Raw genomic sequence first — 25,809 nt, forward strand, 5'->3', positions numbered from 1 at the left:
TGGCCTCGCGTTTTTTATTCACAGCAGCGGTTTTTGTCCGCGCTGCACCCAGCGTAGCAGTAGTCGGTCCGCACTCTCCGCAGCGCTGTTGGTAAAGCGATCCATCAGCTTTTTCTTCCGGGTATAGCGCACGCCTACCAGCTCGCGGCCCTCCATCAGCCCCAGCAGCAGATCGTCGCTGGTCCCTACCTGATCCACCAGCCCCTTCTCCAGTGCCTGGGTGCCGTACCAGTGTTCGCCGGTCGCCACCTGCTCGATATCAAGCGAAGGCCGCATCTGATGCACAAAGCTTTTAAACAGCTGATGGGTGTCATTGAGATCCTCGCGGAACTTCTGCCGTCCCTCTTCGGTATTTTCGCCGAGCAGCGTCAGGGTGCGCTTGTACTGCCCCGCCGTGTGCAACTCAACGTCAATATCTTTGTTTTTCAGGAAACGATTGAAGTTCGGGATCTGCGCCACTACGCCAATGGAACCAATAATAGAGAAAGGCGCGGCGACGATTTTATCGGCCACGCAGGCCATCATGTAGCCACCGCTGGCGGCGACCTTATCGACCGCCACCGTCAGCGGGATCTGCTTGTCGCGCAGGCGTTGCAGCTGCGAGGAGGCCAGCCCGTAACCGTGCACCACCCCGCCGGGGCTTTCGAGACGCAGCACCACCTGGTCTTCAGCTCTCGCGACAGCCAGCACGGCGGTGATCTCTTCGCGCAGGGATGAGACCTCATGCGCATCCATACTGCCTTTGAAATCCAGCACATAAACCCGCGGCTTTGCCGCTTCCGGGCGTTGCTCCAGCTTTGCTTTCTGCTTTGCGGCTTTCGCATCAAGCTTGTGCTTTTTCTTCTGCGCTTTGTGCCACAGTTTTTGCTGATGTGCGTCGAGCAGCGCCACCGACATCTCTTCCTGCATCTCCGTGTACTGCTCGCTTAACCGGGTAATCCGCAACTCGCCGCGCTGACGTTTGCGCTGCGTCAGGTTGACAATCAGCACTGCGATCACCGCAATGGCAATCACCACCGTTGCAATTTTGGCCAGAAATAAACCGTATTCAGAAAGTAATTCCACGCGTCCACCTTGGTTTAACCACTTGTTTTCTCACCCAGTGTACAACAGCCTCCGCCAGGCGTCTCGCACCTGACGATACCCTTGCGAGGCGTCTTCAGGAATGTTTATTTATGAATGAAATATTTGCAAATTGTTAATTTTACAGCGAACTCACCGGTAGACTGATTGTAATCAGGCGCGCTTTCGGGCATAAAGCCGAAAAGAGACCGCACAGCATGGGCCGCGCCAACGCGCGCCAGAGGAGTGACCTTGCACTATCAACCCAAAAAAGATCTACTGCAAAACCGTATTATTCTGGTCACCGGTGCCAGCGACGGTATTGGCCGTGAGGCGGCGCTGACCTACGCCCGCCATGGCGCACGCGTCATTCTGTTGGGGCGTAATGAAGAAAAACTGCGCGACGTCGCACAGGCGATCGCCAGCGAGGGCGGCGCGCCGACGCATGAATACACTCTCGACCTGTTAACCTGCACCCCAGAAGAGTGCCAGCAGCTTGCCCAACGTATTGCAGAAGATTATCCGCGTCTTGACGGGGTATTGCACAATGCAGGCTTCCTCGGTGAAGTGCGCCCGATGGATGAGCAGACCCCGGAGATCTGGCAGCAGGTTATGCAGGTGAACGTCAACGGCACCTTTTTCCTCACCCAGGCACTGCTTCCTTTATTACTGCAGTCCGATTCCGGCTCGCTGGTGTTCACCTCATCGAGCGTCGGGCGCCAGGGGAGAGCCAACTGGGGTGCCTATGCCGCCTCGAAATTTGCCACCGAAGGGATGATGCAGGTGCTGGCGGAGGAGTATCAGAGCCGCCACCTGCGCGTGAACTGTATTAATCCTGGCGGTACCCGCACCGGCATGCGCGCCAGCGCGTTCCCGACGGAAGATCCACTTAAACTGAAAACCCCTGCCGATATCATGCCGCTCTATCTGTGGCTGATGGGCGACGATAGTCGTCGGAAAACCGGCATGACCTTTGATGCCCAACCCGGCCGTAAACCAGGAATATCGCAATGAGTGATGAACGTCATCAGCAGCGCCAGCAGCGCCTGAAAGAGCAGGTCGATGCCCGCGTTGCCGCCGCACAGGATGAACGCGGAATTATTATCGTCTTCACTGGCAACGGGAAAGGCAAAACTACTGCCGCCTTTGGTACGGCGACCCGCGCCGTTGGCCACGGGCAAAAAAGTCGGCGTGATCCAGTTCATCAAAGGAGAGTGGCCGAACGGCGAGCGTAATCTGCTCGAGCCTCACGGAGTGGAGTTTCAGGTGATGGCGACCGGTTTTACCTGGGATACCCAGAACCGCGATACCGACACCGCCGCCTGTCTGGCCGTCTGGGAGCAGGCGAAGCGCATGCTGTCCGACCCGTCGCTCAACATGGTGCTGCTGGATGAGATCACCTATATGGTGGCCTACGACTACCTGCCCCTGCAGGAGGTCGTGGATGCGCTGAACAACCGTCCGGCACACCAGACGGTGATTGTCACCGGGCGCGGCTGTCATCGGGATATTCTGGAGATGGCAGATACGGTGAGCGAGTTACGCCCTGTCAAACACGCCTTTGATGCCGGCGTGAAAGCGCAAATCGGTATCGACTATTAACAAAAAAACCCGGCGATGCCGGGTTTTGTTTTTTTAGCCGTTGTTGTTACGGCTGCCAGAGCGGCGATTATTGCTGCTGACCTGGCTGTGACGTTTGACAGCCCGGCGGATCTGGTTCGCCTTCATGCGACGACGATCTTTTTCCACCGCCACCTTGGAGGTGGTTTCCGGCGTCAACTGCACCAGCTCACGCAGGTAGTTGGTCTGGGTTAAATCCAGCTCGGTATAGCCACCACGCGGCAGCCCTTTCGGCAGCAGAATGTCACCGTAACGCACACGGATCAGGCGGCTAACCTGCACGCCAACGGCTTCCCACAGACGACGCACCTCACGGTTACGGCCTTCGGTCAGGGTCACGTTGTACCACTGGTTAATGCCTTCACCACCGGTAAATTTGATGGTTTTAAAGGCGGCCGGGCCGTCTTCAAGCTGCACGCCGCGAGACAGATCGCGGATTTTGTTCTCGTCAACTTCACCAAACACGCGAACCGCGTATTCACGCTCCACTTCACGGCTTGGGTGCATCAGTCGGTTCGCCAGCTCACCGTCGGTGGTAAACAGCAGCAGACCGCAGGTGTTCACGTCCAGACGACCTACAGCGATCCAGCGCGCACCGCGCAGTTTTGGCAGGCGGTCGAACACGGTCGGACGCCCTTCCGGATCGTTGCGGGTGCAGAGTTCGCCTTCCGGTTTGTAATAGGCCAGCACGCGGCAAATTTGCTCGGCAGACTCTTTCACCGAGATCAGGTGGCCGTCGATACGAATTTTCAGGCCTGGTACGATCTCCACACGATCGCCCAGGGTGGCGATTTTACCGTCCACACTCACACGACCTGCTTCGATGATGGTTTCGATTTCACGGCGTGAACCGTGGCCGGCGCGGGCCAGCACTTTCTGTAATTTCTCGCTCATTGAGCTTCCTTCAGGTGTCGCCTTCACAGGCGTCTGGTATACTTTCGAAAACAACAAGTTAAGCTCCAAAACACCTTAACTCGCTGATCTACAACTCTTTCATAGCACACAACATGGCGGACAATGTGTCGCGCCTGGTGATTCATGGCCGCACATACTACATGAATTTTAGACTAAATGATTCAACAAGTTTTGTGCGGCGGCGTTCTGGTGAGTATTACCTGAAGTAAAGCCAATGGATTGTGCCTGTCGCATAGCGGGGCGGTCAGACTTTGTTATGTGGATAGCTTACCTATTGTCCTACATACAACAGGCAGGTTTATACCGTGGCTTAACCCGATTCTCTCTATACTTCCTTTACGATCCTTGACGTCTACAAATCCTTTAATATCTGCGTCGCCATCGTCTTTCAACCGCATATACGGAGGAATTGGCATTTTATTTGCTTCTTAATTTTTTGATTAACTTCATTGTCATAGCATAGATAAATATAGCCCCAGGCAAGATAGTAATTATATGAATGTACAAATACAGATCATAAAAATTATCCGCGCCAATCTCGTCCGGTCCATAAATAAAATGACCAATGCGTGTGGCTAAGCCATCGTTAAACCAGAGCTCAGGGTCACCTATCAAGCGGCCTACAACTATAAATAAAGTAATAAAATAAATGACTTTACTTATCTTACGAACGAATGTTGTTATAGCCACCAGCGACTACCTCCCTCTTCTTCTCGCCATCAACGACCGCATATAGGAAGCCTGTATAAGCGACGGATTCGTTAGCGCATTGCGGATCATGGAAAAATCAGAAAATGTGTTCGCTTATTGTACATCTACAAATTCATGCGGAAATGGGTTTATTTCGGACACTGGCTAATTTTCAGATAACATCAAAACATTAAACGTGCGAAGAAATAAGAGAGGTATTAATAACAGGGCCATAGTAGCGAAAAATTTATGCTAATAAGATGGCCCCATAATAGAGGAAGTTACAGGAAAGGTTTTACGTCACCCACCCCTTCACGCAGCACAACCGGCGCATCTTCCGTTAAATCGATCACCGTGGTCGGCTGTTGGCCGAGATAGCCGCCATGAATAATCAGCTCCACCTGCTTCTCCAGACGGTCTTTGATCTCATCCGGATCGGATTCGGTAAAGTCGCTGCCCGGCAGCATCAGAGAGGTTGAGAGCATCGGCTCGCCGTGTGTCTCAAGCAGCGCCTGGGCAATCGGGTTCGACGGCACGCGCATCCCGATCGTTTTGCGTTTTTCCTGCAGCAGGCGGCGCGGCACCTCTTTCGTCCCTTTAAGAATAAAGGTGTAGTTACCCGGCGTGTTATTTTTGATCAACCGAAACGCCACGTTATCCACGTAGGAGTAAGTCGATAGCTCGGAGAGATCGCGGCACATCAGGGTAAAGTTGTGCCCGTTCGGGATGTGACGGATCCGGCAAATGCGCTCCATGGCGCTTTTGTCTTCGATTTTACAGCCCAGCGCGTAGCCCGAATCGGTTGGGTAGACGATAACGCCGCCCTTACGCACGATCTCCACGGCCTGATTAATCAAACGCGGCTGCGGATTGTCAGGATGGATATAAAAAAATTGACTCATACTTCCCTCTCTTCAATTGGCGTTGGCTGCTCCCAGAGTTGCCACACCGGCTCGACGCCTGCGGGTAACCAGAGCTTCCGTCCCAGCTCAATCCAGGGGCAAGGCTGATGGAAATCAGAGCCCTGGGAGCCAAGGAGGCCGTACTGGCGGGCATATTCAGCCAGTTGACTGCGCTCGTTGGGCGCCTGCTGACACTGCGCGACTTCCATCGCGTCCCCGCCGTGTTCGGCGAAGTATGCCAGCAGACGTTTCAGCCATTTGGCGGAGAGGTCATACCGCCCGGGATGGGCCAGCACCGCCTTACCGCCAGAATGATGAATGACATCAATAGCTTGTTCTATTGTACACCACTGGGGAGGAACGTATCCGGTTTTCCCCCGTGCAAGGTATTTTTTAAACACATCCGCGATGTTATTCGCTTTCCCGGCTTCGACCAGAAAACGGGCAAAGTGCGCCCGGGTGACCGCGCCGCCTTTGGCCAGGCGGAGTGCCCCTTCCCAGGCACCGGGGATATGGGCTTTATCCAGCCGCTCGGCGATCAGTTCTGCCCGCAAAACGCGACGCGTTTTCTGCTCATCCAGGAACGCGCGCATGGCCGGGTTCTCAATATCGATGTTCAGCCCGACGATATGGATCTCATGGTTTTCCCAGACGGTGGAAATTTCCACGCCTGCTATCAGTGTAAGCGGCAATTCAGTGCGGGCAATTTCCGCCCGCGCGGCCGCAATGGCCTCGGTAGTATCGTGATCGGTGATCGCCAGCGTACCGACGCGCATTTCATGGGCGCGATGGACAAGCTCTTCGGGCGTAAGCAGGCCGTCAGAGGCCTGAGTGTGGCTGTGTAAATCGTAAATCACTGCGTAATTCGTGTCGCTCAAAGCGGCTCCCGTCACTCATCTTCAATATCTGCGCCGCCATAATAGCGGTATGTGGTGAAATTCTGAAATCGGGGGGTTGACATTACGCCATCGAACTAGTTAACTAGTACGCAAGTTCACTCAACGAGGTATCTGAAAATGACCGCACATTTCACTCTGCATAGCTGGTGGCGCACTTCCTGAATATCGGGCAGTGTCGTACGTCTGCGTCATGCAAACAGATACCTGGCCCGCCACTGAGCGGGCTTTTTTATGAACAGAATAAAGAGAACAAAAAATGCAAACAGCCAAACCGACCCTCGAACTGCTGACCCGTGAGGCGGCGTATCGCCACAACCCGACCGCCCTGTTCCATCAGGTCTGCGGCGCGCGCCCTGCCACGCTGCTGCTGGAGTCTGCGGATATCGACAGTAAGGATGACCTGAAAAGCCTGCTGCTGGTCGACAGCGCGCTGCGCATCACCGCGCTGGGCAACACCGTCACCCTGCAGGCGCTCTCCGAAAACGGCGCAGCGCTGCTCTGTTTGCTGGATGGCGTGCTGCCGGCGGGTATTGAGAATGAACACCGCCCGGACCAGCGGATCCTGCACTTCCCGCCGGTGAGCCAGCTGCTGGACGAAGATGCCCGCCTCTGCTCGCTGTCGGTGTTTGATGCCTTCCGCCTGCTGCAGGGCCTGGTGAACGTGCCGGAACATGAGCGCGAAGCGATGTTCTTCGGCGGGCTGTTTGCTTATGACCTGGTCGCCGGTTTTGAAGAATTGCCGGAGCTGGAGCAGGGAAACCGCTGCCCGGACTACTGCTTCTACCTGGCAGAGACCTTACTGGTGATCGACCACCAGAAAAAATACACCCGCATTCAGGCCAGCCTGTTTACGCCGTTACTGGCAGAAAAACAGCGTCTGGAGCAGCGCATCGCCCAGCTGCAGGAGCAGATGAATGAAGCCCCGCCGGAACTGCCTGTGCAGCGCGTGGAGCAGATGCGTTGTGACGTTAGCCAGACAGACGATGAATACGGCGTAGTAGTGCGCCAGATGCAGAAAGCGATTCGCGCGGGCGAGATTTTCCAGGTGGTGCCCTCCCGCCGCTTCTCCCTGCCCTGCCCGTCGCCGCTGGCAGCCTATGACGTGCTGAAGAAGAGCAACCCCAGCCCGTACATGTTCTTTATGCAGGATAACGATTTTACGCTGTTCGGCGCTTCGCCGGAGAGCTCCCTGAAGTACGACGCCACCAGCCGTCAGATTGAAATCTATCCGATTGCCGGTACCCGCCCGCGTGGCCGCCGCGCCGACGGTTCCCTGGATCGCGATCTCGACAGCCGCATCGAGCTGGAGATGCGCACCGACCAGAAAGAGATGTCCGAGCACCTGATGCTGGTGGACCTGGCGCGTAACGACCTGGCGCGTATCTGCACCCCGGGCAGCCGTTACGTGGCTGATTTAACCAAAGTGGACCGCTACTCCTTCGTGATGCACCTGGTTTCCCGCGTGGTGGGCGAGCTGCGTCAGGACCTGGATGTGCTGCATGCCTACCGCGCCTGCATGAACATGGGCACCCTCAGCGGTGCGCCGAAAGTCCGCGCCATGCAGCTTATCGCCCAGGCCGAAGGTCGCCGTCGCGGCAGCTACGGCGGTGCGGTGGGTTACTTCACCGCCCACGGCGATCTGGATACCTGCATCGTGATCCGCTCCGCCTACGTTGAAGAAGGCATCGCCACCGTTCAGGCGGGCGCAGGCATCGTTCTCGACTCGGTTCCGCAGTCTGAAGCTGACGAAACCCGCAATAAGGCCCGCGCGGTACTGCGCGCGATTGCGACTGCCCATCACGCACAGGAGATTTTCTGATGGCTGACATTCTGCTGCTCGATAATATCGACTCCTTTACCTACAACCTGGCGGATCAGCTGCGTGCAAACGGTCACAACGTGGTGATTTACCGTAACCATGTTCCGGCCCAGACCTTAATTGACCGTCTGGCCACCATGCAAAACCCGGTGCTGATGCTCTCCCCGGGCCCTGGCGCGCCAAGTGAAGCGGGCTGTATGCCGGAGCTGTTAACCCGCATGCGCGGCAAGCTGCCGATCATCGGCATCTGTCTGGGCCACCAGGCCATTGTCGAGGCCTACGGCGGTTATGTCGGCCAGGCCGGTGAGATCCTGCACGGAAAAGCCTCCAGCATTGAACATGACGGCCAGGCGATGTTCGCCGGGCTGATGAACCCGCTGCCGGTGGCGCGCTATCACTCGCTGGTGGGCAGCAATATCCCGGCGGGCCTGACCATCAACGCCCATTACAACGGGATGGTAATGGCGGTGCGTCACGATGCAGACCGGGTGTGCGGCATGCAGTTCCACCCGGAATCCATTCTGACCTCCCAGGGCGCGCGCCTGCTGGAGCAGACCCTCAACTGGGCGCTGCAGAAGCTGGAGCAGACCAACAGCCTGCAGCCGATTCTGGAGAAACTCTATCAGGCGCAGACCCTGAGCCAGCAGGAGAGCCACCAGCTGTTCTCCGCCGTGGTGCGCGGCGAACTGAAGCCCGAGCAGCTGGCCGCTGCACTGGTGAGCATGAAAGTGCGCGGTGAGCAGCCGCAGGAGATTGCCGGTGCCGCCACCGCCCTGCTGGAAAACGCTGCCCCGTTCCCGCGCCCGGACTATCTGTTCGCGGATATCGTCGGTACCGGTGGCGACGGCAGCAACAGCATCAATATCTCCACCGCCAGCGCTTTTGTGGCCGCGGCCTGTGGGCTGAAGGTGGCGAAGCACGGCAACCGCAGCGTATCCAGCCGTTCCGGTTCGTCGGATCTGCTGGCCGCCTTCGGCATCAACCTGGACATGAACGCCGAGAAATCCCGCGATGCGCTGGACGAACTGGGCGTCTGCTTCCTGTTCGCGCCTAAGTATCACACCGGATTCCGTCACGCAATGCCGGTGCGGCAGCAGCTGAAAACCCGCACCCTGTTTAACGTGCTGGGCCCGCTAATCAACCCGGCGCATCCGCCGCTGGCGCTGATTGGCGTCTACAGCCCGGAGCTGGTGCTGCCGATTGCCGAAACCCTGCGTGTGCTCGGTTATCAGCGCGCCGCGGTGGTGCACAGCGGCGGGATGGACGAAGTCTCCCTGCATGCGCCAACGTTGGTGGCAGAACTGAATAACGGTGAAATCAAAAGCTATCAGCTTGAAGCGGCGGACTTTGGCTTAACGCCATATCACCAGGAGCAGCTGGCAGGCGGCACCCCGGAAGAAAACCGTGACATTCTGACGCGCCTGTTACAAGGTAAAGGTGAGCCTGCGCATGAGGCCGCTGTGGCCGCTAACGTCGCCATGCTGATGCGTCTGCACGGCGAAGAAGATCTCCAGGTCAACGTGCAAAAAGTGATGGATGTGTTGCGCTCTGGCGCAGCCTACGACCGAGTGACCGCACTTGCGGCAAGAGGGTAAACAATGCAGACCGTATTAGCGAAAATCGTTGCCGATAAGGCCATCTGGGTTGAAGCCCGTAAAGAGCAGCAACCGCTCGCCAGTTTCCAGAACGAGGTGGTGCCAAGCAGCCGTCGTTTCTATGATGCCCTCCGGGGCGCGCGCACCGCGTTTATTCTGGAGTGCAAAAAAGGCCTCCCCGTCAAAAGGGGTGATCCGCGATGATTTCGACCCGGCTCAGATCGCTGCCATCTATAAGCACCACGCTTCGGCCATTTCGGTGCTGACCGATGAGAAATATTTCCAGGGCAGCTTTGATTTTCTGCCGATCGTCAGCGGGATCGCCCCGCAGCCGATTTTGTGCAAAGACTTTATTATCGATCCGTATCAAATCTGGCTGGCGCGCTTTTATCAGGCCGACGCCTGCCTGCTGATGCTCTCGGTGCTGGACGACGAACAGTACCGCCAGCTCGCCGCGGTGGCGCATAGCCTGAACATGGGCGTGCTGACCGAAGTGAGCAACGAAGAGGAGCTGGAGCGCGCCATCGCCCTGGAGGCGAAGGTGGTAGGTATTAATAACCGCGATCTGCGCGATCTCTCTATCGACCTGAACCGCACCCGTCAGCTGGCGCCGCGTCTGGGCGCTGGCGTGACGGTAATCAGCGAGTCCGGCATCAACAGCTATGCCCAGGTTCGCGAGCTGAGCCACTTCGCCAACGGCTTCCTGATTGGTTCGGCGATGATGGAACAGGCCGATCTCAGCGCGGCGGTGCGTCGCGTCCTGCTGGGTGAGAACAAGGTCTGCGGCCTGACCCGTCCTCAGGATGCCGCTGCGTCCTATGAAGCAGGTGCCATTTACGGCGGGCTGATTTTTGTTGAGTCCTCCCCGCGCAACGTCAGCGAAACCCAGGCGCGCGAGGTGATCGCCGCCGCGCCACTGCAGTACGTGGGCGTGTTCCGCAATGCCGCCATCGAAAAGGTGGTTGCCACGGCAGAGGCACTTTCTCTCGCCGCCGTGCAGCTCCACGGCAGTGAAGATCAGAGCTATATCGATACCCTGCGTGAAACCCTGAACCCGCAGGTGCAAATCTGGAAAGCACTGAGCGTGGCCGACACTCTGCCGCCGCGCACGCTGCACCATATCGATAAATACGTTCTGGATAATGGCCATGGCGGAACCGGGCAGCGTTTTGACTGGTCGCTGCTCAACGGGGAGACGCTGGATAACGTCCTGCTCGCCGGAGGCTTAAGCCCGGACAACTGCGTTGAAGCCGCCAAATCAGGCTGCGCAGGTCTCGATTTCAATTCAGGCGTTGAGTCGCAGCCGGGCATCAAAGATGCCGGCAAGCTGGCTTCGGTGTTTAAAACGCTGCGTGCATATTAAGGAAGAGAAGATGACCACATTATTAAACCCTTACTTTGGCGAATTCGGCGGTATGTATGTGCCGCAGATCCTGATGCCCGCCCTGCGCCAGCTGGAAGAGGCGTTCGTGAGCGCGCAAAAAGATCCGCTCTTCCAGGCTGAATTTACCGATCTGCTGAAAAACTACGCTGGTCGTCCGACGGCCCTGACCAAATGCCGTAACCTGACCGAGGGCACCAACACCACGCTGTATCTGAAGCGTGAAGATCTGCTCCACGGCGGCGCGCATAAGACCAACCAGGTGCTGGGTCAGGCCCTGCTGGCAAAACGGATGGGTAAAACTGAAATCATCGCCGAAACCGGTGCCGGTCAGCACGGTGTCGCCTCGGCGCTGGCCAGCGCCCTGCTCGGCCTGAAATGCCGTATCTACATGGGGGCCAAAGACGTTGAGCGTCAGTCGCCGAACGTCTTCCGTATGCGTCTGATGGGCGCGGAAGTGATCCCGGTATACAGCGGCTCGGCCACCCTGAAAGATGCCTGTAACGAGGCGCTGCGCGACTGGTCCGGTAACTATGAAAATGCCCACTATATGTTAGGTACCGCTGCCGGCCCGCACCCGTTCCCGACCATCGTGCGTGAATTCCAGCGCATGATCGGCGAAGAGACCAAGGCCCAGATCCTCGAAAAAGAGGGTCGCCTGCCGGATGCGGTGATCGCCTGTGTAGGCGGCGGCTCTAACGCCATCGGTATGTTTGCCGATTTCATCGACGACACCAGTGTAGGGCTGATTGGCGTTGAGCCTGCGGGTCACGGGATTGAAACCGGCGAGCACGGTGCACCGCTGAAGCACGGCCGCGTAGGCATCTACTTCGGTATGAAGGCCCCGATGATGCAGACCGACGAAGGCCAGATCGAGGAGTCATACTCCATCTCTGCCGGACTGGACTTCCCGTCCGTCGGGCCGCAGCACGCCTACCTGAACAGCATCGGCCGCGCCGAGTACGTGTCGATTACCGATGACGAAGCGCTGGAAGCGTTCAAAACCCTGTGCCGTAAAGAGGGGATCATTCCGGCGCTGGAGTCCTCCCACGCGCTGGCCCATGCCCTGAAAATGATCAAAGACAACCCGGAAAAAGAGCAGCTGCTGGTGGTTAACCTTTCCGGTCGCGGTGATAAAGACATCTTCACCGTTCACGATATTCTGAAAGCACGAGGGGAAATCTGATGGAACGTTACGATAACGTGTTTGCTGAGCTGAAAGCCCGCAAGGAAGGCGCCTTTGTTCCCTTCGTTACTCTGGGCGATCCCTCTCCCGAGCAGTCGCTGAAAATTATCGACACCCTGATTGAAGCCGGTGCCGATGCGCTGGAGCTGGGCATTCCCTTCTCCGACCCGCTGGCCGACGGCCCGACCATCCAGGCCGCCACCCTGCGCGCATTCGCCGCAGGCGTGACCCCGACCCAGTGCTTTGAGATGCTGGCGACTATTCGCCAGAAATACCCGACCATTCCCATCGGGCTGCTGATGTACGCCAACCTGGTATTTAACCGCGGCATCGACGAGTTCTACGCTGAGTGCGCGCGCGTGGGGGTGGATTCGGTACTGGTGGCCGATGTGCCGGTCGAGGAGTCAGCCCCGTTCCGCCAGGCGGCGATGCGACATAACGTCGCCCCGATCTTTATCTGTCCGCCGAACGCCGACGACGAACTGCTGCGCCAGATCGCCTCCCACGGCCGCGGGTACACCTACCTGCTGTCCCGCGCCGGGGTAACGGGTGCGGAGAACAAAGCCGCCCTGCCGTTGCACCATCTGGTCGAGAAACTGGCGGAGTACAATGCCGCGCCGCCGCTGCAGGGCTTTGGCATTTCAGCCCCTGAACAGGTCTCTGCGGCGCTGGGTGCCGGTGCTGCCGGGGCGATTTCCGGTTCGGCGATCGTGAAAATTATCGAAAACAACGTCGATAAGCCTGAGCAGATGCTGCGCGAGCTGAAAGCCTTCGCCAGCGCCATGAAAGCGGCGACCCGTCCGCAGTAATGAATCCGCCGTCTGGTTTTGCCAGACGGCGTACAACGTAAATTGATCCCTTCGAGCTTTAGTGCATTTAACGCTGTTCAAATGTGTTTCCCGGCGTATTATCCCCCCCGTCTTTTAATTGTTCTCCCTTAAACCTTCTGAGTTCAGAGGCTTATCTATGTCGTGGCAACACTTTAAACAGGCTTATTTAATTAAGTTCTGGTCCCCCGTTCCTGCGGTTATTGCAGCAGGTATTCTCTCCACCTACTACTTCGGCATCACCGGCACCTTCTGGGCCGTGACCGGCGAATTCACCCGCTGGGGCGGTCAGCTGCTGCAGCTGGCGGGCGTTCACACCGAAGAGTGGGGCTACTTCAAACTGATCCATCTTGAAGGCACCCCGCTCACCCGTATCGACGGGATGATGATCATCGGCATGTTCGGCGGCTGTTTTGCTGCCGCGCTGTGGGCCAACAACGTCAAACTGCGCATGCCGCAAAGCCGGATCCGCATCGCCCAGGCGGTTGCTGGTGGTATTATCGCCGGGTTTGGTGCGCGTCTGGCGATGGGCTGTAACCTGGCCGCTTTCTTCACCGGTATTCCGCAGTTCTCTCTCCACGCCTGGTTCTTTGCCCTGGCCACTGCCGTGGGCTCGTACTTTGGCGCACGCTTTACGCTGCTGCCCCTGTTCCGTATTCCGCTCAAAATACAAAAGGTCAGCGCCGCCTCGCCGCTGACCCAGAAGCCGGATCAGGCGCGTCGCCGCTTTCGTCTCGGGATGCTGGTCTTCTTTGGGATGCTGGCCTGGGCGCTCTGTACCGCGCTGGATCAGCCCAAACTCGGGCTGGCGATGCTGTTCGGCGTCGGCTTTGGCCTGCTGATTGAGCGGGCGCAGATCTGCTTTACCTCAGCGTTTCGCGATATGTGGATCACCGGACGCACCATGATGGCCAAAGCGATCATCGCCGGGATGGCGGTGAGCGCCATCGGCATTTTTAGCTACGTTCAGCTTGGGGTGGCGCCAAAAATCATGTGGGCCGGGCCGAACGCCATTATCGGCGGACTGCTGTTTGGCTTCGGGATTGTGCTGGCGGGCGGCTGCGAGACGGGCTGGATGTACCGCGCGGTGGAAGGTCAGGTCCACTACTGGTGGGTCGGGCTGGGTAACGTGATTGGCTCCACCTTACTGGCTTACTGGTGGGATGATTTTGCGCCAGCGCTGGCGACCAACTGGGACAAGGTCAACCTTCTCAACACCTTTGGTCCGCTGGGTGGGCTGCTGGTGACCTACCTGATGCTGTTGATCGCCTTTTTACTGGTACTGGCGCAGGAGAAACGCTTCTTCCGTCGCGCTGCCCTGAAAACTGAATTACGTGAGGACGCCGCATGAAAGAGATCGTTCCTGACTACCGCCTCGATATGGTGGGTGAGCCTTGCCCCTATCCGGCCGTCGCGACCCTTGAAGCAATGCCGCAGCTGAAAAAAGGCGAGATACTTGAGGTGGTAAGCGATTGTCCGCAATCCATCAACAATATTCCGCTGGATGCCAGAAACCACGGTTATACAGTGTTAGATATTCAACAGGATGGACCCACCATCCGCTATCTCATCCAGAAGTAATGCCAGGGTGGCGACAGGCCCCCCCTTTTACGTATTAATCCCATTTTCTTCAGGATATCTCCGTGGAGTCTATGCTTTACATTGACTACAAAAGGAGAACGTTATGTCAGACCAAATTCTTGATAATGATGCACAGTATGCTGGTGAAAAAGCGAAGAACACATTGAATGAGGCGGCTGGTGCTGCGCAGCAGCAGTTTGGTGAGTTTGTTGACTCGCCAAAACATCAGTTAAAAGGTGCCGGGCGCAAATATGCCGCGCAGGCCAGTGACGTTGTAACTGATGTTACTGACGCGGTAAAAAATAATCCTCTTACCGGCCTCATTGCCGCAGGCGCGGTTGGTATTGTCCTTGGCCTGTTACTGGGTCGTAAATAAGTAAAGAAGGCCCTTCGGGGCCTTCTTCTCCTCAGAAGCGATATCCCGCCGAGAACATAAACACCCACGGATCCAGGCGAGTGCTGATATTTTGCTGCTGATCCCCCGCCTTAAAGCGTACCTCGGTGTCGATATCCATATACCAGACCGACATGTTAATCAGCCAGTCGCGATTGATAAGGTAATCCAGCCCCACCTGTCCTGCCGCGCCCCAGGAATCTTTTAGGCTCAGGTCAGAAAGGCCCGCCGCTTTACCGGTGTCGTTAAACTTCTCATCAAAGAAGGTGGTGTAGTTGACCCCGGCACCAACATAGGGACGAACCTTACTGCCCGCATCGCCGAAATACCACTGGGCCATCAGAGTGGGCGGCAGATGGTGAACGGTGGCGATATCCCCGGTTGGGCCCGTACCGACCTTGTGACGAAACGGCGTGGCCGCCAGTAGTTCAACGCCGACGTTATCGGTGGCCATCCAGGTAAAGGTCATCCCGGCCTGAGTATTGTTACTGACGTTAAAGCCGCCCAGACCCAGAACGTTGTCCGAACCTTCGGTGGGGCGTACCGTGGCGGTTCCCAGGCGGAAAAAGAACTCGCCTGCTTCGTGGGCCATTGCGCCGCCGGAAAGCGTGCTCAGAATCAGTGCTGCCATCGCTGCTTTTTTCATATCCATTCCCTCGTTATGATTTTATTGAGGAACGGAATATACCTACAAATGATTACTAAGTGATCTCGTCCGGATCACATTAGATTCAGCAATTTAACATTCATTGATCTAAATTAATTTTTTCAACAACCGGCAAAAATTGGTGGTCAGGAGCTGGATCAATTTTGCCGTTTAAGCCAAACAAAGCGCAGCGTGATAACAACCGCGCAAATTTACAGCGACGCATTACGGGCGCTTTACAAAGATATGCTTTTCCATACAAGCCTTGATACTGCCACCGGGCAGTTATCCAGGGTACAATTGCCCGCTAATTAATACCTGCAATACTCAAGGAGAGTGCATGTCTATCACGGCGAAGTCTGTCTACCGTGACACGGGGAATTTCTTCCGCAATCAGTTCATTACCTTTTTACTGATCGCCTTGTTATGCGCATTAATCACGGTGGTACTTGGTCATGCCTTTTCGCCGAGTGAGGAGCAGATTGCCAGCCTGAGCCAGGGCGATCGGATCGCCAGCAGCGTCGGCCTGTTTGAGATGGTGCAAAATATGACGCCAGAGCAGCAGCAGATCCTGTTGCGCGCTTCTGCCGCGACCACCTTTTCCGGTTTGATTGGCAATGCCATTCTGGCCGGTGGCGTGCTGTTAATGATCCAGCTGGTCTCGGCCGGGCATCGCGTCAGCGCCCTGCGTGCGATTGGTGCCAGCGCGCCGCTGCTGCCGAAGCTGTTTATTCTGATCTTTTTAACCACCATGCTGGTGCAGTTAGGGATTATGCTGGTCGTGGTGCCAGGCGTGCTCCTGGCAATCGTGCTCGCCTTCGCGCCGATTATGGTAGTGCAGGACCGAATGGGCATTTTTGTCGCCATGCGTAGCAGCATTCGGCTGGCATGGTCTAATATGCGTCTGGTTGCTCCGGCGGTGATGAGCTGGCTGCTGGCGAAAACCTTGCTGCTGCTGTTTGCCCCAAACCTGGCCGTATTGACCCCGAACGTCGGTGCTGTGGTGGCAAATACGGTGAGCAACCTGATCTCAGCGGTATTGCTCGTCTACTTGTTCCGCCTGTATACGTTAATTCGTCAGTAATTTTTCTGATGGCCTGGGCAGTCTGCGCAGGCCGTCGCAGATGATGGAATCGAAGAATGAAGCAGTTTCTTGATTTTTTACCCCTGGTTGTCTTTTTTGCCTTCTACAAGCTGTATGACATCTATGCGGCAACCACCGCCCTGATCGTCGCCACCGCGATAGTGCTGATCTACAGCTGGGTGCGCTACCGCAAGGTCGAAAAGATGGCCCTGATCACCTTTGTGCTGGTGGCCTTTTTCGGCGGATTGACCATCTTTTTCCACAACGATGAGTTCATCAAATGGAAAGTGACCGTCATCTACGTGCTGTTTGCCGGTGCCCTGCTGTTCAGCCAGTGGGTCATGAAAAAGCCGCTTATTCAGCGCATGCTGGGTAAAGAGCTGGCCCTGCCGCAGAGCGTCTGGTCGCGCCTGAATATCGCCTGGGCGGTGTTCTTTATTCTCTGCGGTCTGGCGAATATCTATATTGCCTTCTGGCTGCCGCAGAATATCTGGGTCAACTTCAAGGTCTTTGGCCTGACTGCCTTAACGCTGATTTTCACCCTGCTGAGCGGTATCTATATCTACCGTCATATGCCGCAGGACGACAAGCAGTAATCCCCCCCGCCAGGCTTAATCAGCCTGGCGTTTTCTTCTGTTCTCTCTGGCTGTAAATCATAGTAGCATTCCGCCTGAAGTCCTCCGTAATGAGTAGAGTCCATAATGACAACAACAAACGCCCCACAGGGCGAACTGGTATTACGCACACTTGCAATGCCCGCCGACACCAATGCGAACGGCGATATTTTTGGCGGCTGGCTGATGTCGCAGATGGATATGGGTGGGGCGATCCTCGCCAAAGAGATTGCTCAGGGCCGTGTGGTGACGGTCCGGGTCGATGGTATGACCTTTCTGCGCCCGGTCGCAGTCGGGGATGTCGTCTGCTGTTACGCGCGCTGCGTGAAGCGCGGGAATACCTCAGTGTCGATCAATATTGAGGTGTGGGTGAAAAAGGTCTCTTCTGAGCCTATTGGCCAGCGTTACAAAGCGACCGAAGCGCTGTTTATCTATGTCGCCGTCGACAACGACGGGAAACCGCGTCCACTGCCTCAGGTCTGAGTTCAGGCCAAAAAAAGCCTCCGTCAGGAGGCTTTTTTTATTTATTCCATCTGTGCCCCGCCGTTGAGGCGGAAAACAATATTCACGATCAGCCCGCTGCCTGGCTTACCGGCTTCGTAACGCCATTTACGCATCGCGGTCTTCACGTCCCGCTCAAACATATTTGATGGCTGCGCGGAAAGAATCTCGACATTATCCACCCGCCCGTCTGCGGTCACGTCAAACTTCACACGGACACGCCCTTCGATACGTAATGCCTGCGCACGCGCCGGGTATACCGGCTGGTTGCGGCTCAGCGCACGTGGGCCTGAAGGGGCCGCAGCGACCGGCTTAGCGGTGGTCGGGGAAGAGTTCATTACCGGGCGAGCCGGGGCCGCTCTCTCAACCGACTGGGTAGGGCGAGGCTCAACCGGGCGCTCTTCACGCTTCGGACGCTCTTCCACCTTTTTCACCGGCTTTGGTTTCGGTTTCGGCTTCGGTTTTGGCTTGGGCTCCGGTTTCGGGATCACCACAGGCGCTTCTTTAGGCGGTTCAGGAACGATTTCTGGTTCTGGTTCCGGCTCGGGTTCTGCAACAGGTTCCGGTGGTGGTGCGACCTGCACGGGCTCCAGCTCCGCAGGTGTTACCATGGTCACAGAAATCGGCTGCGCGGGCGCTGGCATTTCAATAACCTGATGTACCGATGTGTAAAGCAGACCCGCCACGACGGCTCCATGAATTCCGACGGACAACAGCGTCGGCCAGGGAAAGCGGCGAGGGTGTTCAAGGGTCATTGAAGTCATAATCGTTTCAGTTAAAAAGCCAGGCCCTGATTTTAAATGCAAATAGCAATCATATTCAATAAGCCAGTTAAACTTCACCCGAATTAACCGTTCATCAGGCGAAAAAAGGCACGCAGTGAGCAGGGTTTTAACAATGTTGCCATCTTTGCATTGCAGTCCCCTGCACTTTCACATAACGTAATTCACACTTTTGTCGGTTAAGGAGCTCCGCTGTGCTTTATGTGATTTTCGCTGCAGATGTTGCTGATTCTCTGGAAAAACGCCTTTCCGTACGCCCTGCCCATCTGGCGCGCTTACAACTGCTGCATGATGAAGGCAGATTACTGACCGCAGGGCCTATGCCTGCCGTCGACAGCAACGATCCGGGTGCGGCCGGCTTTACCGGCTCGACGGTCATTGCCGAGTTTGAATCGCTCGAAGCGGCACAGGCCTGGGCGCAGGACGACCCGTACGTGGCAGCTGGCGTATATGATAACGTCGTGGTGAAGCCGTTTAAAAAAGTTTTCTAGAATAAAAAAAGGCTCCTTATCAGGAGCCTTTTCTCGTCAGTGCAGGGATGCGAGTCGCGCCGCAAACCCGACAAACAACAAACCTATCAACCCGTTCCCCAGCTTCGCCAGTTTCTTTTTGGTCTTCAGATAGCGCGTGACGAATGCCCCGGAGAAAATCAGGAAGCTCATGTAGATAAAGCTGATGATCTCCAGCGTGATCGCGAGGATCATAAACGCCACGCCGGTGTTGTTAGCCTGAACGTCAATAAACTGCACAAAGAAAGAGACATAGAACAGAATCGCTTTCGGGTTGGTCATACTCAGCACCAGCGAGCGTTTCATGATGGTTTTTGCTGGTTCGATACCGCCCGCTTCGCCCTGCTGCTTATGCCGAATCACCGACCAGAGCATCTTGCCGCCCAGCCATAACAGATAGAATGCCCCGAGATAGCGAACGATATTGAACAGCACCGGGGTGGTCTGGATCAGCGCCGCGACGCCAGCCCAGGCGAGAAACATCAGCACCGCATCGCCGATAAACACGCCGCTGGCGGCCAGATAGCCTTTCTTCACGCCGTGACCTATACCGGTTTTTAAGACGAACAGGGTATTGGGACCCGGAACCAGAACAATGAAAATGGCTCCCACAACATAGGTCCAGAAATTAAGTACACCAAAATCCGCAAACACTTCATCCTCCTTTTCGAAATCGCGAATCTTTAAAAAACATCGGGCACCTCAGAGGGTGCCCTTGTGTCATTCAGTAATCCTGAACGGCGAACAGTAACGCATTGCGATGACGGTTCATACTGCATTTTCTGATGGCGTGGATACGCATATTACGGCGGGATTGTGCTTCCAGCCAACGCGCTTTGCGACGACCTGTCTGTCGCAACATGCGCCAGCGCCCTACTTCTGTTCTACTGCGCTTCATGTTAACAACTCTTCCCAAAACAGAGCGCTCATTATAGACCCTTGCCTGCGGCAAACCAGCGCTTTTATCTGGCGTTTTTATTTGCCAGAAAAATCCTGACGCGTAAACTCTTAACAATACGCTTTCAAAAGGATTTTTTATTATGACAACCTTCTACACCGTGGTGAGTTGGCTGCTCATTCTGGGATACTGGCTGCTCATCGCAGGTGTAACATTACGCATCCTGATGAAGCGCAGAGCGGTTCCCTCCGCCATGGCATGGCTGTTGATTATTTTTATCCTGCCGCTGGTTGGCATTATTGCGTATTTATCCTTTGGCGAGCTGCACCTCGGTAAACGCCGGGCGGAACGCGCCCGCGCCATGTGGCCCTCGACGGCCAAATGGCTCAACGATCTGAAATCCTGCAAGCATATCTTTGCCGAAGAGAATAGCGACGTCGCCGCCTCCCTGTTCCAGCTCTGCGAACGCCGTCAGGGCATTGCCGGGGTCAAAGGCAACCAGCTGCAGTTGATGACCACCTCCGACGACGTGATGAATGCGCTGATTCGCGATATTCAGCTGGCACGGCATAACATTGAGATGGTGTTCTACATCTGGCAACCGGGTGGGATGGCCGATCAGGTTGCAGAGTCCCTGATGGCTGCCGCGCGCCGGGGCATTCACTGCCGTCTGATGCTCGACTCCGCCGGCAGCGTGACCTTTTTCCGCAGCAACTGGGCGTCGATGATGCGCAATGCCGGGGTGGAAGTGGTCGAGGCGTTAAAGGTCAATCTGCTGCGTGTGTTCCTGCGCAGGATGGACCTGCGCCAGCACCGCAAAATGGTGCTGATCGACAACTACATCGCCTATACCGGCAGTATGAACATGGTCGACCCGCGCTTCTTTAAACAGGACGCCGGCGTGGGCCAGTGGGTCGACCTGATGGCGCGTATGGAGGGCCCGGTCGCCACCGCGATGGGCGTGGTCTACTCCTGCGACTGGGAGATCGAAACCGGCAAGCGCATTCTGCCCCCGCCTCCTGATGCCAACATCATGCCGTTTGAGCAGGCCAGCGGGCATACCATCCACACCATTGCCTCCGGTCCCGGTTTCCCGGAAGATCTCATTCATCAGGCGCTGCTCACCGCAGCCTATTCCGCCCGCGAATACCTGATCATGACGACTCCCTACTTTGTGCCGAGCGACGATCTGCTGCACGCCATCTGTACTGCCGCCCAGCGCGGGGTGGACGTCAGCATCATCCTGCCTCGCAAGAACGATTCGGTGCTGGTGGGCTGGGCCAGCCGGGCCTTCTTTAGCGAACTGCTGGCCGCCGGGGTGAAGATTTACCAGTTCGAGGGTGGCCTGCTGCATACCAAAAGCGTGCTGGTGGATGGCGAGCTCAGCCTGGTGGGGACGGTTAACCTGGACATGCGCAGCCTGTGGCTCAATTTTGAGATTACCCTGGTGATCGATGATGCGGGTTTTGGTGGCGATTTAGCCGCCGTCCAGGACGACTATATCTCCCGCTCACGCTTGCTGGACGCGCGGCTGTGGGTGAAAAGACCGCTGTGGCAGCGAATTACCGAACGACTGTTTTACTTCTTTAGTCCGTTGCTGTAAAACGTGCCCAACCAACGATGTTAAACAGGTAGTCATCATGGAAATGGATCTGAACAATCGCCTGACCGAAGACGAAACGCTCGAGCAGGCCTACGATATCTTTCTTGAGCTGGCCGTCGATAATCTCGACCCGGCAGATGTGATCCTCTTCAATCTGCAGTTTGAAGAGCGCGGCGGCGCCGAGCTGTTCGACCCCTCTGAAGACTGGGAAGAGCACGTCGATTATGACCTGAACCCGGACTTCTTCGCTGAGGTCGTTATTGGTCTGGCGGATACCGACGGCGGTGAGATTAACGACATCTTTGCCCGCGTCCTGCTGTGTCGCGAGAAAGACCATAAGCTGTGCCACATACTTTGGCGTGAATAAAAAAAAAGGCTGCGAATGCAGCCTTTTTTTATTACCTGTAATCCACTCAGAGCGGATCGACCTTCAGGCAGGAGACCGCATGGCGGAAGCTGCCTTCCAGCACCGGACGCGTCTTCGCGCACTCCGGCCCGGCAATCGGGCAGCGGGTACGGAACACACAGCCGGATGGCGGATTGATCGGCGACGGCAGTTCCCCTTCCAGCAGCTGGATCTGTTTATTCTTCTCCAGATCCGGATCCGGCACCGGCACCGCAGACATCAGGGCTTTAGTGTAGGGGTGCAGCGGGTTGTGGTACACCTCATCATAGGTGCCCAGCTCTACCGCATGACCAAGATACATCACCAGCACGCGATCGGAGATGTGCTTCACTACCGCCAGGTCGTGGGCGATAAAGATCAGCGACAGCCCCATCTCACGCTGCAGTTTTTGCAACAGGTTAACCACCTGCGCCTGGATGGATACGTCCAGCGCCGAGACCGGTTCGTCACAGATAATCAGTTTCGGCTCGAGGATCAGCGCGCGGGCAATCCCGATACGCTGACACTGGCCGCCTGAGAACTCGTGCGGATAGCGGTTAATCAGGTTTGGCAGCAGGCCCACTTTCATCATCATCGCTTTGACGCGATCGCGCACTTCCGTACGCGGCATCTTCGGATGGTAGGTGCGCAGCGGTTCGGCGATGATCTCGCCGATGGTCATACGCGGGTTCAGGGAGGCCAGCGGATCCTGGAAAATCATCTGAATGTCGCTACGCACGGCGCGCCACTCGTCAGGCTTCATTCCCAGCAGATCTTTACCGAGCCAGGCCACTTTACCGTCGGTGGCTTTTACGAGGCCAATAATCGCGCGGGCAAAGGTGGATTTGCCGCAGCCGGACTCACCCACCACGCCCAGGGTCTCCCCTTCATACAGACGCAGGGTCACGCCATCCACGGCCTTCAGGGTTTTTGCCGGCTGCCAGAACCACTGCTTGCCGTCTTTAATGTCAAAGTGGACTTTCAGATCCGCGATTTCGAGCAGGACATTACGTTTTTCGTCAATGACAGTCATACCAGCTCCTCGTACGGCTTAAAGCAGGCACGCAGACGGCCTGGGGCAAACTCTTCCAGCGGTGGCGCGCTGTTGCAGATCTCCATCGCATGCGGACAACGAGGCTGGAACGGACAGCCTTTTGGCAGACGCAGCAGGTTTGGCGGGTTGCCCGGAATCGTCAGCAGCGACTCCCCTTCCGCATCGAGACGCGGAACGGCGTTCAGCAGGCCGATAGAGTACGGGTGCGCCGGGTTGTAGAACACATCGCGCGCTTTACCGTACTCCATGGTACGACCGGCATACATCACCAGCACTTTGTCGCAGATCCCGGCGACCACGCCCAGATCGTGGGTAATCATGATGATCGCCGTGTTGAACTCGCGCTTCAGCTCGTTCAGCAGGGTCATGATCTGCGCCTGAACGGTTACGTCCAGCGCGGTGGTCGGTTCATCGGCAATCAGCAGTTTTGGCCGGCACAGCAATGCCATGGCGATCATCACACGCTGGCGCATCCCGCCGGAAAATTCGTGTGGGAACATGCGCATACGCTTACGCGCTTCCGGCATTTTCACCGCATCCAGCATCTTAACTGACTCTTCAAAAGCAGCAGCTTTGCCCAGTCCTTTATGCAGCATCAGCACTTCCATCAGCTGCTCGCCCACACGCATGTAGGGGTTCAGGGAGGTCATTGGATCCTGGAAAATCATTGAGATCTGCTCGGCACGCAGCTTGTTCAGCTCGCTCTCCGGCAGGTTGAGGATCTGTCTGCCGTTAAAGGTGGCGGAACCCCCGATGACGCCGTTTTGCGCCAGCAGGCCCATCAGCGCAAAGGCGGTCTGGGATTTACCGGAACCGGATTCACCCACGATCCCCAGCGTCTCCCCCGCCCGCAGGCTAAAGTTGAGATCGTTTACCGCGGTTACATCGCCATCCGGCGTTTTAAAGGTGACCCGCAGATCTTTCACATCCAGCAGAGCGTTGCCCTGCTGATGGGTTTGTGGCGCAGATGCCGTTTCAATAATGGTCATGGCGGCGCTCCTTAACGGTCTTTCGGATCGAGGGCATCACGCAGGCCATCGCCGATAAAGTTGAAACAAAACAGTGTCACGACCAGGAAACCTGCCGGGAACAGCAGCAGCCACGGTGATACTTCCATGGAGTTCGCGCCATCGCTCAGCAGCGCACCCCAGCTACTCAGCGGCTCCTGGGTTCCGAGACCAAGGAAGCTGAGGAAGGATTCAAACAGGATCATGCTCGGCACCAGCAGGGAGGCATACACCACCACCACACCCAGCACGTTCGGCACGATATGACGCACCACAATGCTGCCGGTAGAGACCCCGCCGACCTGCGCCGCTTCGATAAACTCTTTGCGCTTCAGGCTCAGGGTCTGGCCGCGCACGATACGCGCCATATCCAGCCAGGAGACCATGCCGATGGCAACGAAGATCAGCAGGATGTTCTGACCGAAGAAGGTCACCAGCAGGATCACGAAGAACATGAACGGGAATGAGTTGAGGATCTCAAGGATACGCATCATCACCGAATCCACTTTGCCGCCGAGATAGCCGGACAGCGATCCGTACAGGGTACCCAGAATCACCGCCACGAAGGCCGCGGCGATCCCCACCATCAGCGAAATACGTCCGCCGATGGCCACGCGGACCAGCAGGTCACGCCCGGAGGAGTCGGTGCCAAAGTAGTGGCCCGATTCGGTATCCGGCGCGCTGGACATCATGCCCCAGTCGGTGTCGAAGTAGCTGAACTGCGACAGCATCGGCGCTAAGGTCACAAACAGGGCGATAATCACCAGCACAATCAGGCTGGCAACCGCCGCGCGGTTGTGCATAAAGCGACGGCGGGCATCCTGCCAGAGACTGCGTCCTTCGACTTCCAGTTTTTCACTGAAGTTTTCCAGCGCCTCGCTATTTTTCTTACTTAACATCATGGCGAGCTCCAGTCTCAGTAGCGGATTTTCGGATCGATGACGGCATACAGCACATCAACAATCGCGTTAAAGAAAATGGTCAGCGCACCGACGAGGATGGTCAGACTCAATACCAGGGAGTAGTCGCGGTTCAGGGCGCCGTTAACAAACAGCTGGCCGATACCCGGCAGACCATAAATGGTTTCGATAACCATTGAACCGGTAATGATACCGACGAACGCCGGGCCTAAATAAGAGAGAACCGGCAATAACGCAGGTTTTAATGCGTGACGGAAAATAATCCGACGCATCGGCAGCCCTTTGGCGCGCGCGGTACGAATGAAGTTTGAGTGCAAAATTTCAATCATCGAACCACGGGTGATACGCGCAATGCTGGCAATATAGGCCAGTGACAGCGCCACCATCGGCAGGATCATGTACTGCAGCGCCCCGCCATTCCAGCCGCCGCCGGGCAACCACTTCAGGGTAATAGCAAATATCATGACCAGTAAGGGCGCGACGACAAAACTCGGTATGACGACCCCGGTCATTGCCACCCCCATAACGGCGTAATCCCATTTGGTATTTTGATTCAGCGCGGCTATTACACCCGCCGTGACGCCAAGAATAACGGCCAGTAAAAATGCCGCGGCACCTAATTTAGCCGAAACGGGGAAGCTGGACGCCACCAGATCGTTTACGGAATAGTCTTTATATTTGAATGACGGCCCAAAATCGCCGTGCGCCAGCTGCTTCAGATAATTGAAATACTGGGTGGAGATCGGATCGTTTAAATGGTATTTCGCTTCGATATTCGCCATCACTTCTGGCGGCAGCGTACGTTCACCGGTAAATGGACTACCCGGTGCGAGACGCATCATAAAGAAGGAGATCGTTATGAGAATAAATAGCGTTGGAATCGCTTCAAGACAGCGACGTAGGATAAATTTCAACATTGCCCGTACCTTCTGGCG

27 protein-coding genes, 4 pseudogenes and 1 other annotated feature are annotated in these 25,809 nt (G+C 56.4%); of the genes and pseudogenes, 17 read left to right on the top strand and 14 right to left on the bottom strand.

Going from position 1 to position 25,809, the window contains the following annotated elements:
* Positions 1–18 precede the first annotated feature (18 nt).
* Positions 19–1,065, bottom strand: coding sequence for a protease SohB (gene sohB, locus AAHB66_RS13045; RefSeq protein WP_347113224.1), 1,047 nt, complete (start codon positions 1,063–1,065; stop codon positions 19–21).
* A gap of 249 nt (positions 1,066–1,314) precedes the next feature.
* On the opposite strand from sohB, the gene AAHB66_RS13050 reads away from it, so the two are divergent.
* Together AAHB66_RS13050 and cobO are read left to right on the top strand one after the other, a co-directional pair.
* Complete coding sequence (locus AAHB66_RS13050) at positions 1,315–2,076, top strand: YciK family oxidoreductase (protein ID WP_347113225.1); 762 nt, start codon at positions 1,315–1,317, stop codon at positions 2,074–2,076.
* Positions 2,073–2,664, top strand: a pseudogene (cobO, locus tag AAHB66_RS13055) (cob(I)yrinic acid a,c-diamide adenosyltransferase). The gene AAHB66_RS13050 and the pseudogene cobO overlap by 4 nt, the downstream one beginning before the upstream one ends.
* Before the next feature lie 33 nt (positions 2,665–2,697).
* On the opposite strand, the gene rluB reads toward cobO, so the two are convergent.
* From rluB to rnm, 5 genes and pseudogenes are all read right to left on the bottom strand, one after another.
* The gene (gene rluB, locus AAHB66_RS13060) at positions 2,698–3,576 is read right to left on the bottom strand and encodes a 23S rRNA pseudouridine(2605) synthase RluB (RefSeq protein WP_337014759.1); all 879 of its coding nucleotides are present in this window, start codon (positions 3,574–3,576) and stop codon (positions 2,698–2,700) included.
* Positions 3,577–3,884: 308 nt separating this feature from the next.
* A pseudogene (locus tag AAHB66_RS13065) lies at positions 3,885–4,013 on the bottom strand (type VI secretion system tube protein Hcp); the annotation flags it as partial.
* 1 nt (position 4,014) lies between these two features.
* Positions 4,015–4,287, bottom strand: a complete 273-nt coding sequence (locus AAHB66_RS13070) for a hypothetical protein (RefSeq protein ID WP_347113226.1) — start codon at positions 4,285–4,287, stop codon at positions 4,015–4,017.
* A 281-nt stretch (positions 4,288–4,568) separates the two neighbouring features.
* Positions 4,569–5,189: an L-threonylcarbamoyladenylate synthase gene (locus AAHB66_RS13075; RefSeq protein ID WP_347113227.1), complete on the bottom strand. Its 621-nt coding sequence runs from the start codon at positions 5,187–5,189 to the stop codon at positions 4,569–4,571.
* On the bottom strand, positions 5,186–6,067 hold the full coding sequence (gene rnm, locus AAHB66_RS13080) for an RNase AM (protein WP_347113228.1): 882 nt from the start codon (positions 6,065–6,067) through the stop codon (positions 5,186–5,188). Before rnm ends, AAHB66_RS13075 begins: the two co-directional genes overlap by 4 nt.
* 159 nt (positions 6,068–6,226) lie before the next feature.
* Positions 6,227–6,321, top strand: a sequence feature (Trp leader region).
* A 23-nt stretch (positions 6,322–6,344) separates the two neighbouring features.
* Here rnm and AAHB66_RS13085 point away from each other — a divergent pair.
* From AAHB66_RS13085 to AAHB66_RS13120, 8 genes and pseudogenes are all read left to right on the top strand, one after another.
* Positions 6,345–7,907 carry an anthranilate synthase component 1 gene (locus tag AAHB66_RS13085; protein ID WP_347113229.1) on the top strand — a complete coding sequence of 521 codons (1,563 nt, stop codon included), beginning with the start codon at positions 6,345–6,347 and terminating at the stop codon, positions 7,905–7,907.
* Positions 7,907–9,502 carry a bifunctional anthranilate synthase glutamate amidotransferase component TrpG/anthranilate phosphoribosyltransferase TrpD gene (gene trpD, locus AAHB66_RS13090; RefSeq protein ID WP_347113230.1) on the top strand — a complete coding sequence of 532 codons (1,596 nt, stop codon included), beginning with the start codon at positions 7,907–7,909 and terminating at the stop codon, positions 9,500–9,502. Before AAHB66_RS13085 ends, trpD begins: the two co-directional genes overlap by 1 nt.
* Before the next feature lie 3 nt (positions 9,503–9,505).
* A pseudogene (gene trpCF, locus AAHB66_RS13095) lies at positions 9,506–10,865 on the top strand (bifunctional indole-3-glycerol-phosphate synthase TrpC/phosphoribosylanthranilate isomerase TrpF).
* A gap of 10 nt (positions 10,866–10,875) precedes the next feature.
* Positions 10,876–12,069 carry a tryptophan synthase subunit beta gene (gene trpB / locus AAHB66_RS13100; RefSeq protein WP_337014753.1) on the top strand — a complete coding sequence of 398 codons (1,194 nt, stop codon included), beginning with the start codon at positions 10,876–10,878 and terminating at the stop codon, positions 12,067–12,069.
* Positions 12,069–12,878, top strand: a complete 810-nt coding sequence (gene trpA, locus AAHB66_RS13105) for a tryptophan synthase subunit alpha (RefSeq protein WP_347113231.1) — start codon at positions 12,069–12,071, stop codon at positions 12,876–12,878. Before trpB ends, trpA begins: the two co-directional genes overlap by 1 nt.
* 157 nt (positions 12,879–13,035) lie before the next feature.
* Positions 13,036–14,247: a selenium metabolism membrane protein YedE/FdhT gene (yedE, locus tag AAHB66_RS13110; protein WP_347113232.1), complete on the top strand. Its 1,212-nt coding sequence runs from the start codon at positions 13,036–13,038 to the stop codon at positions 14,245–14,247.
* Entirely contained in the window at positions 14,244–14,477 is a 234-nt protein-coding gene (yedF, locus tag AAHB66_RS13115) for a sulfurtransferase-like selenium metabolism protein YedF (RefSeq protein ID WP_203360840.1), read from the top strand. Before yedE ends, yedF begins: the two co-directional genes overlap by 4 nt.
* Before the next feature lie 103 nt (positions 14,478–14,580).
* A complete protein-coding gene (locus AAHB66_RS13120; protein WP_347113233.1) occupies positions 14,581–14,853 on the top strand; it encodes a CsbD family protein in 273 nt (90 codons plus the stop codon).
* A gap of 31 nt (positions 14,854–14,884) precedes the next feature.
* Here AAHB66_RS13120 and ompW read toward each other — a convergent pair whose 3' ends face one another.
* Positions 14,885–15,517: an outer membrane protein OmpW gene (gene ompW / locus AAHB66_RS13125; protein ID WP_347113234.1), complete on the bottom strand. Its 633-nt coding sequence runs from the start codon at positions 15,515–15,517 to the stop codon at positions 14,885–14,887.
* Between the two features lie 234 nt (positions 15,518–15,751).
* Between ompW and AAHB66_RS13130 the strand changes: the two are divergent.
* The 4 genes and pseudogenes from AAHB66_RS13130 to yciA form a co-directional block, all read left to right on the top strand.
* Positions 15,752–15,832 (top strand): annotated as a pseudogene (locus tag AAHB66_RS13130) (YkgJ family cysteine cluster protein); the annotation flags it as partial.
* A gap of 25 nt (positions 15,833–15,857) precedes the next feature.
* Positions 15,858–16,601 (top strand): YciC family protein, encoded by a 744-nt coding sequence (locus AAHB66_RS13135; protein WP_347113235.1) that lies wholly within the window; start codon positions 15,858–15,860, stop codon positions 16,599–16,601.
* Between the two features lie 56 nt (positions 16,602–16,657).
* Positions 16,658–17,197, top strand: coding sequence for a septation protein A (locus AAHB66_RS13140; protein WP_333849295.1), 540 nt, complete (start codon positions 16,658–16,660; stop codon positions 17,195–17,197).
* Between the two features lie 105 nt (positions 17,198–17,302).
* On the top strand, positions 17,303–17,698 hold the full coding sequence (gene yciA / locus AAHB66_RS13145) for an acyl-CoA thioester hydrolase YciA (protein WP_106993174.1): 396 nt from the start codon (positions 17,303–17,305) through the stop codon (positions 17,696–17,698).
* Between the two features lie 41 nt (positions 17,699–17,739).
* On the opposite strand, the gene tonB is transcribed toward yciA, so the two are convergent.
* The gene (gene tonB, locus AAHB66_RS13150; protein ID WP_347116484.1) at positions 17,740–18,471 is read right to left on the bottom strand and encodes a TonB system transport protein TonB; all 732 of its coding nucleotides are present in this window, start codon (positions 18,469–18,471) and stop codon (positions 17,740–17,742) included.
* A gap of 221 nt (positions 18,472–18,692) precedes the next feature.
* Here tonB and AAHB66_RS13155 point away from each other — a divergent pair, with 221 nt between their 5' ends.
* Complete coding sequence (locus tag AAHB66_RS13155) at positions 18,693–18,989, top strand: YciI family protein (protein ID WP_032611245.1); 297 nt, start codon at positions 18,693–18,695, stop codon at positions 18,987–18,989.
* Positions 18,990–19,025: 36 nt separating this feature from the next.
* On the opposite strand, the gene leuE is transcribed toward AAHB66_RS13155, so the two are convergent.
* Together leuE and AAHB66_RS13165 are read right to left on the bottom strand one after the other, a co-directional pair.
* Positions 19,026–19,661, bottom strand: a complete 636-nt coding sequence (gene leuE / locus AAHB66_RS13160; RefSeq protein ID WP_337014744.1) for a leucine efflux protein LeuE — start codon at positions 19,659–19,661, stop codon at positions 19,026–19,028.
* A 70-nt stretch (positions 19,662–19,731) separates the two neighbouring features.
* Positions 19,732–19,905: a YciY family protein gene (locus tag AAHB66_RS13165; RefSeq protein ID WP_098946243.1), complete on the bottom strand. Its 174-nt coding sequence runs from the start codon at positions 19,903–19,905 to the stop codon at positions 19,732–19,734.
* 142 nt (positions 19,906–20,047) lie between these two features.
* Between AAHB66_RS13165 and cls the strand changes: the two genes are divergently transcribed.
* A complete protein-coding gene (cls, locus tag AAHB66_RS13170) occupies positions 20,048–21,508 on the top strand; it encodes a cardiolipin synthase (protein ID WP_032611248.1) in 1,461 nt (486 codons plus the stop codon).
* A 37-nt stretch (positions 21,509–21,545) separates the two neighbouring features.
* Positions 21,546–21,875 carry an HI1450 family dsDNA-mimic protein gene (locus tag AAHB66_RS13175; protein WP_347113236.1) on the top strand — a complete coding sequence of 110 codons (330 nt, stop codon included), beginning with the start codon at positions 21,546–21,548 and terminating at the stop codon, positions 21,873–21,875.
* 46 nt (positions 21,876–21,921) lie between these two features.
* Here the strand turns inward: AAHB66_RS13175 and oppF are convergent, their stop codons facing one another.
* From oppF to oppB, 4 genes are read right to left on the bottom strand one after another with little or no spacing between them, the layout of a single operon-like run.
* A complete protein-coding gene (gene oppF, locus AAHB66_RS13180) occupies positions 21,922–22,926 on the bottom strand; it encodes a murein tripeptide/oligopeptide ABC transporter ATP-binding protein OppF (RefSeq protein WP_106993178.1) in 1,005 nt (334 codons plus the stop codon).
* Positions 22,923–23,936 carry an ABC transporter ATP-binding protein gene (locus AAHB66_RS13185; RefSeq protein ID WP_347113237.1) on the bottom strand — a complete coding sequence of 338 codons (1,014 nt, stop codon included), beginning with the start codon at positions 23,934–23,936 and terminating at the stop codon, positions 22,923–22,925. Before AAHB66_RS13185 ends, oppF begins: the two co-directional genes overlap by 4 nt.
* Before the next feature lie 11 nt (positions 23,937–23,947).
* On the bottom strand, positions 23,948–24,856 hold the full coding sequence (oppC, locus tag AAHB66_RS13190) for an oligopeptide ABC transporter permease OppC (RefSeq protein ID WP_347113238.1): 909 nt from the start codon (positions 24,854–24,856) through the stop codon (positions 23,948–23,950).
* 14 nt (positions 24,857–24,870) lie between these two features.
* A complete protein-coding gene (gene oppB, locus AAHB66_RS13195) occupies positions 24,871–25,791 on the bottom strand; it encodes an oligopeptide ABC transporter permease OppB (protein WP_106993181.1) in 921 nt (306 codons plus the stop codon).
* Positions 25,792–25,809: the final 18 nt, after the last annotated feature.

This window comes from Leclercia sp. S52 (genome assembly GCF_039727615.1).
Taxonomy (GTDB): Bacteria; Pseudomonadota; Gammaproteobacteria; order Enterobacterales; family Enterobacteriaceae; genus Enterobacter; species Enterobacter adecarboxylatus_B.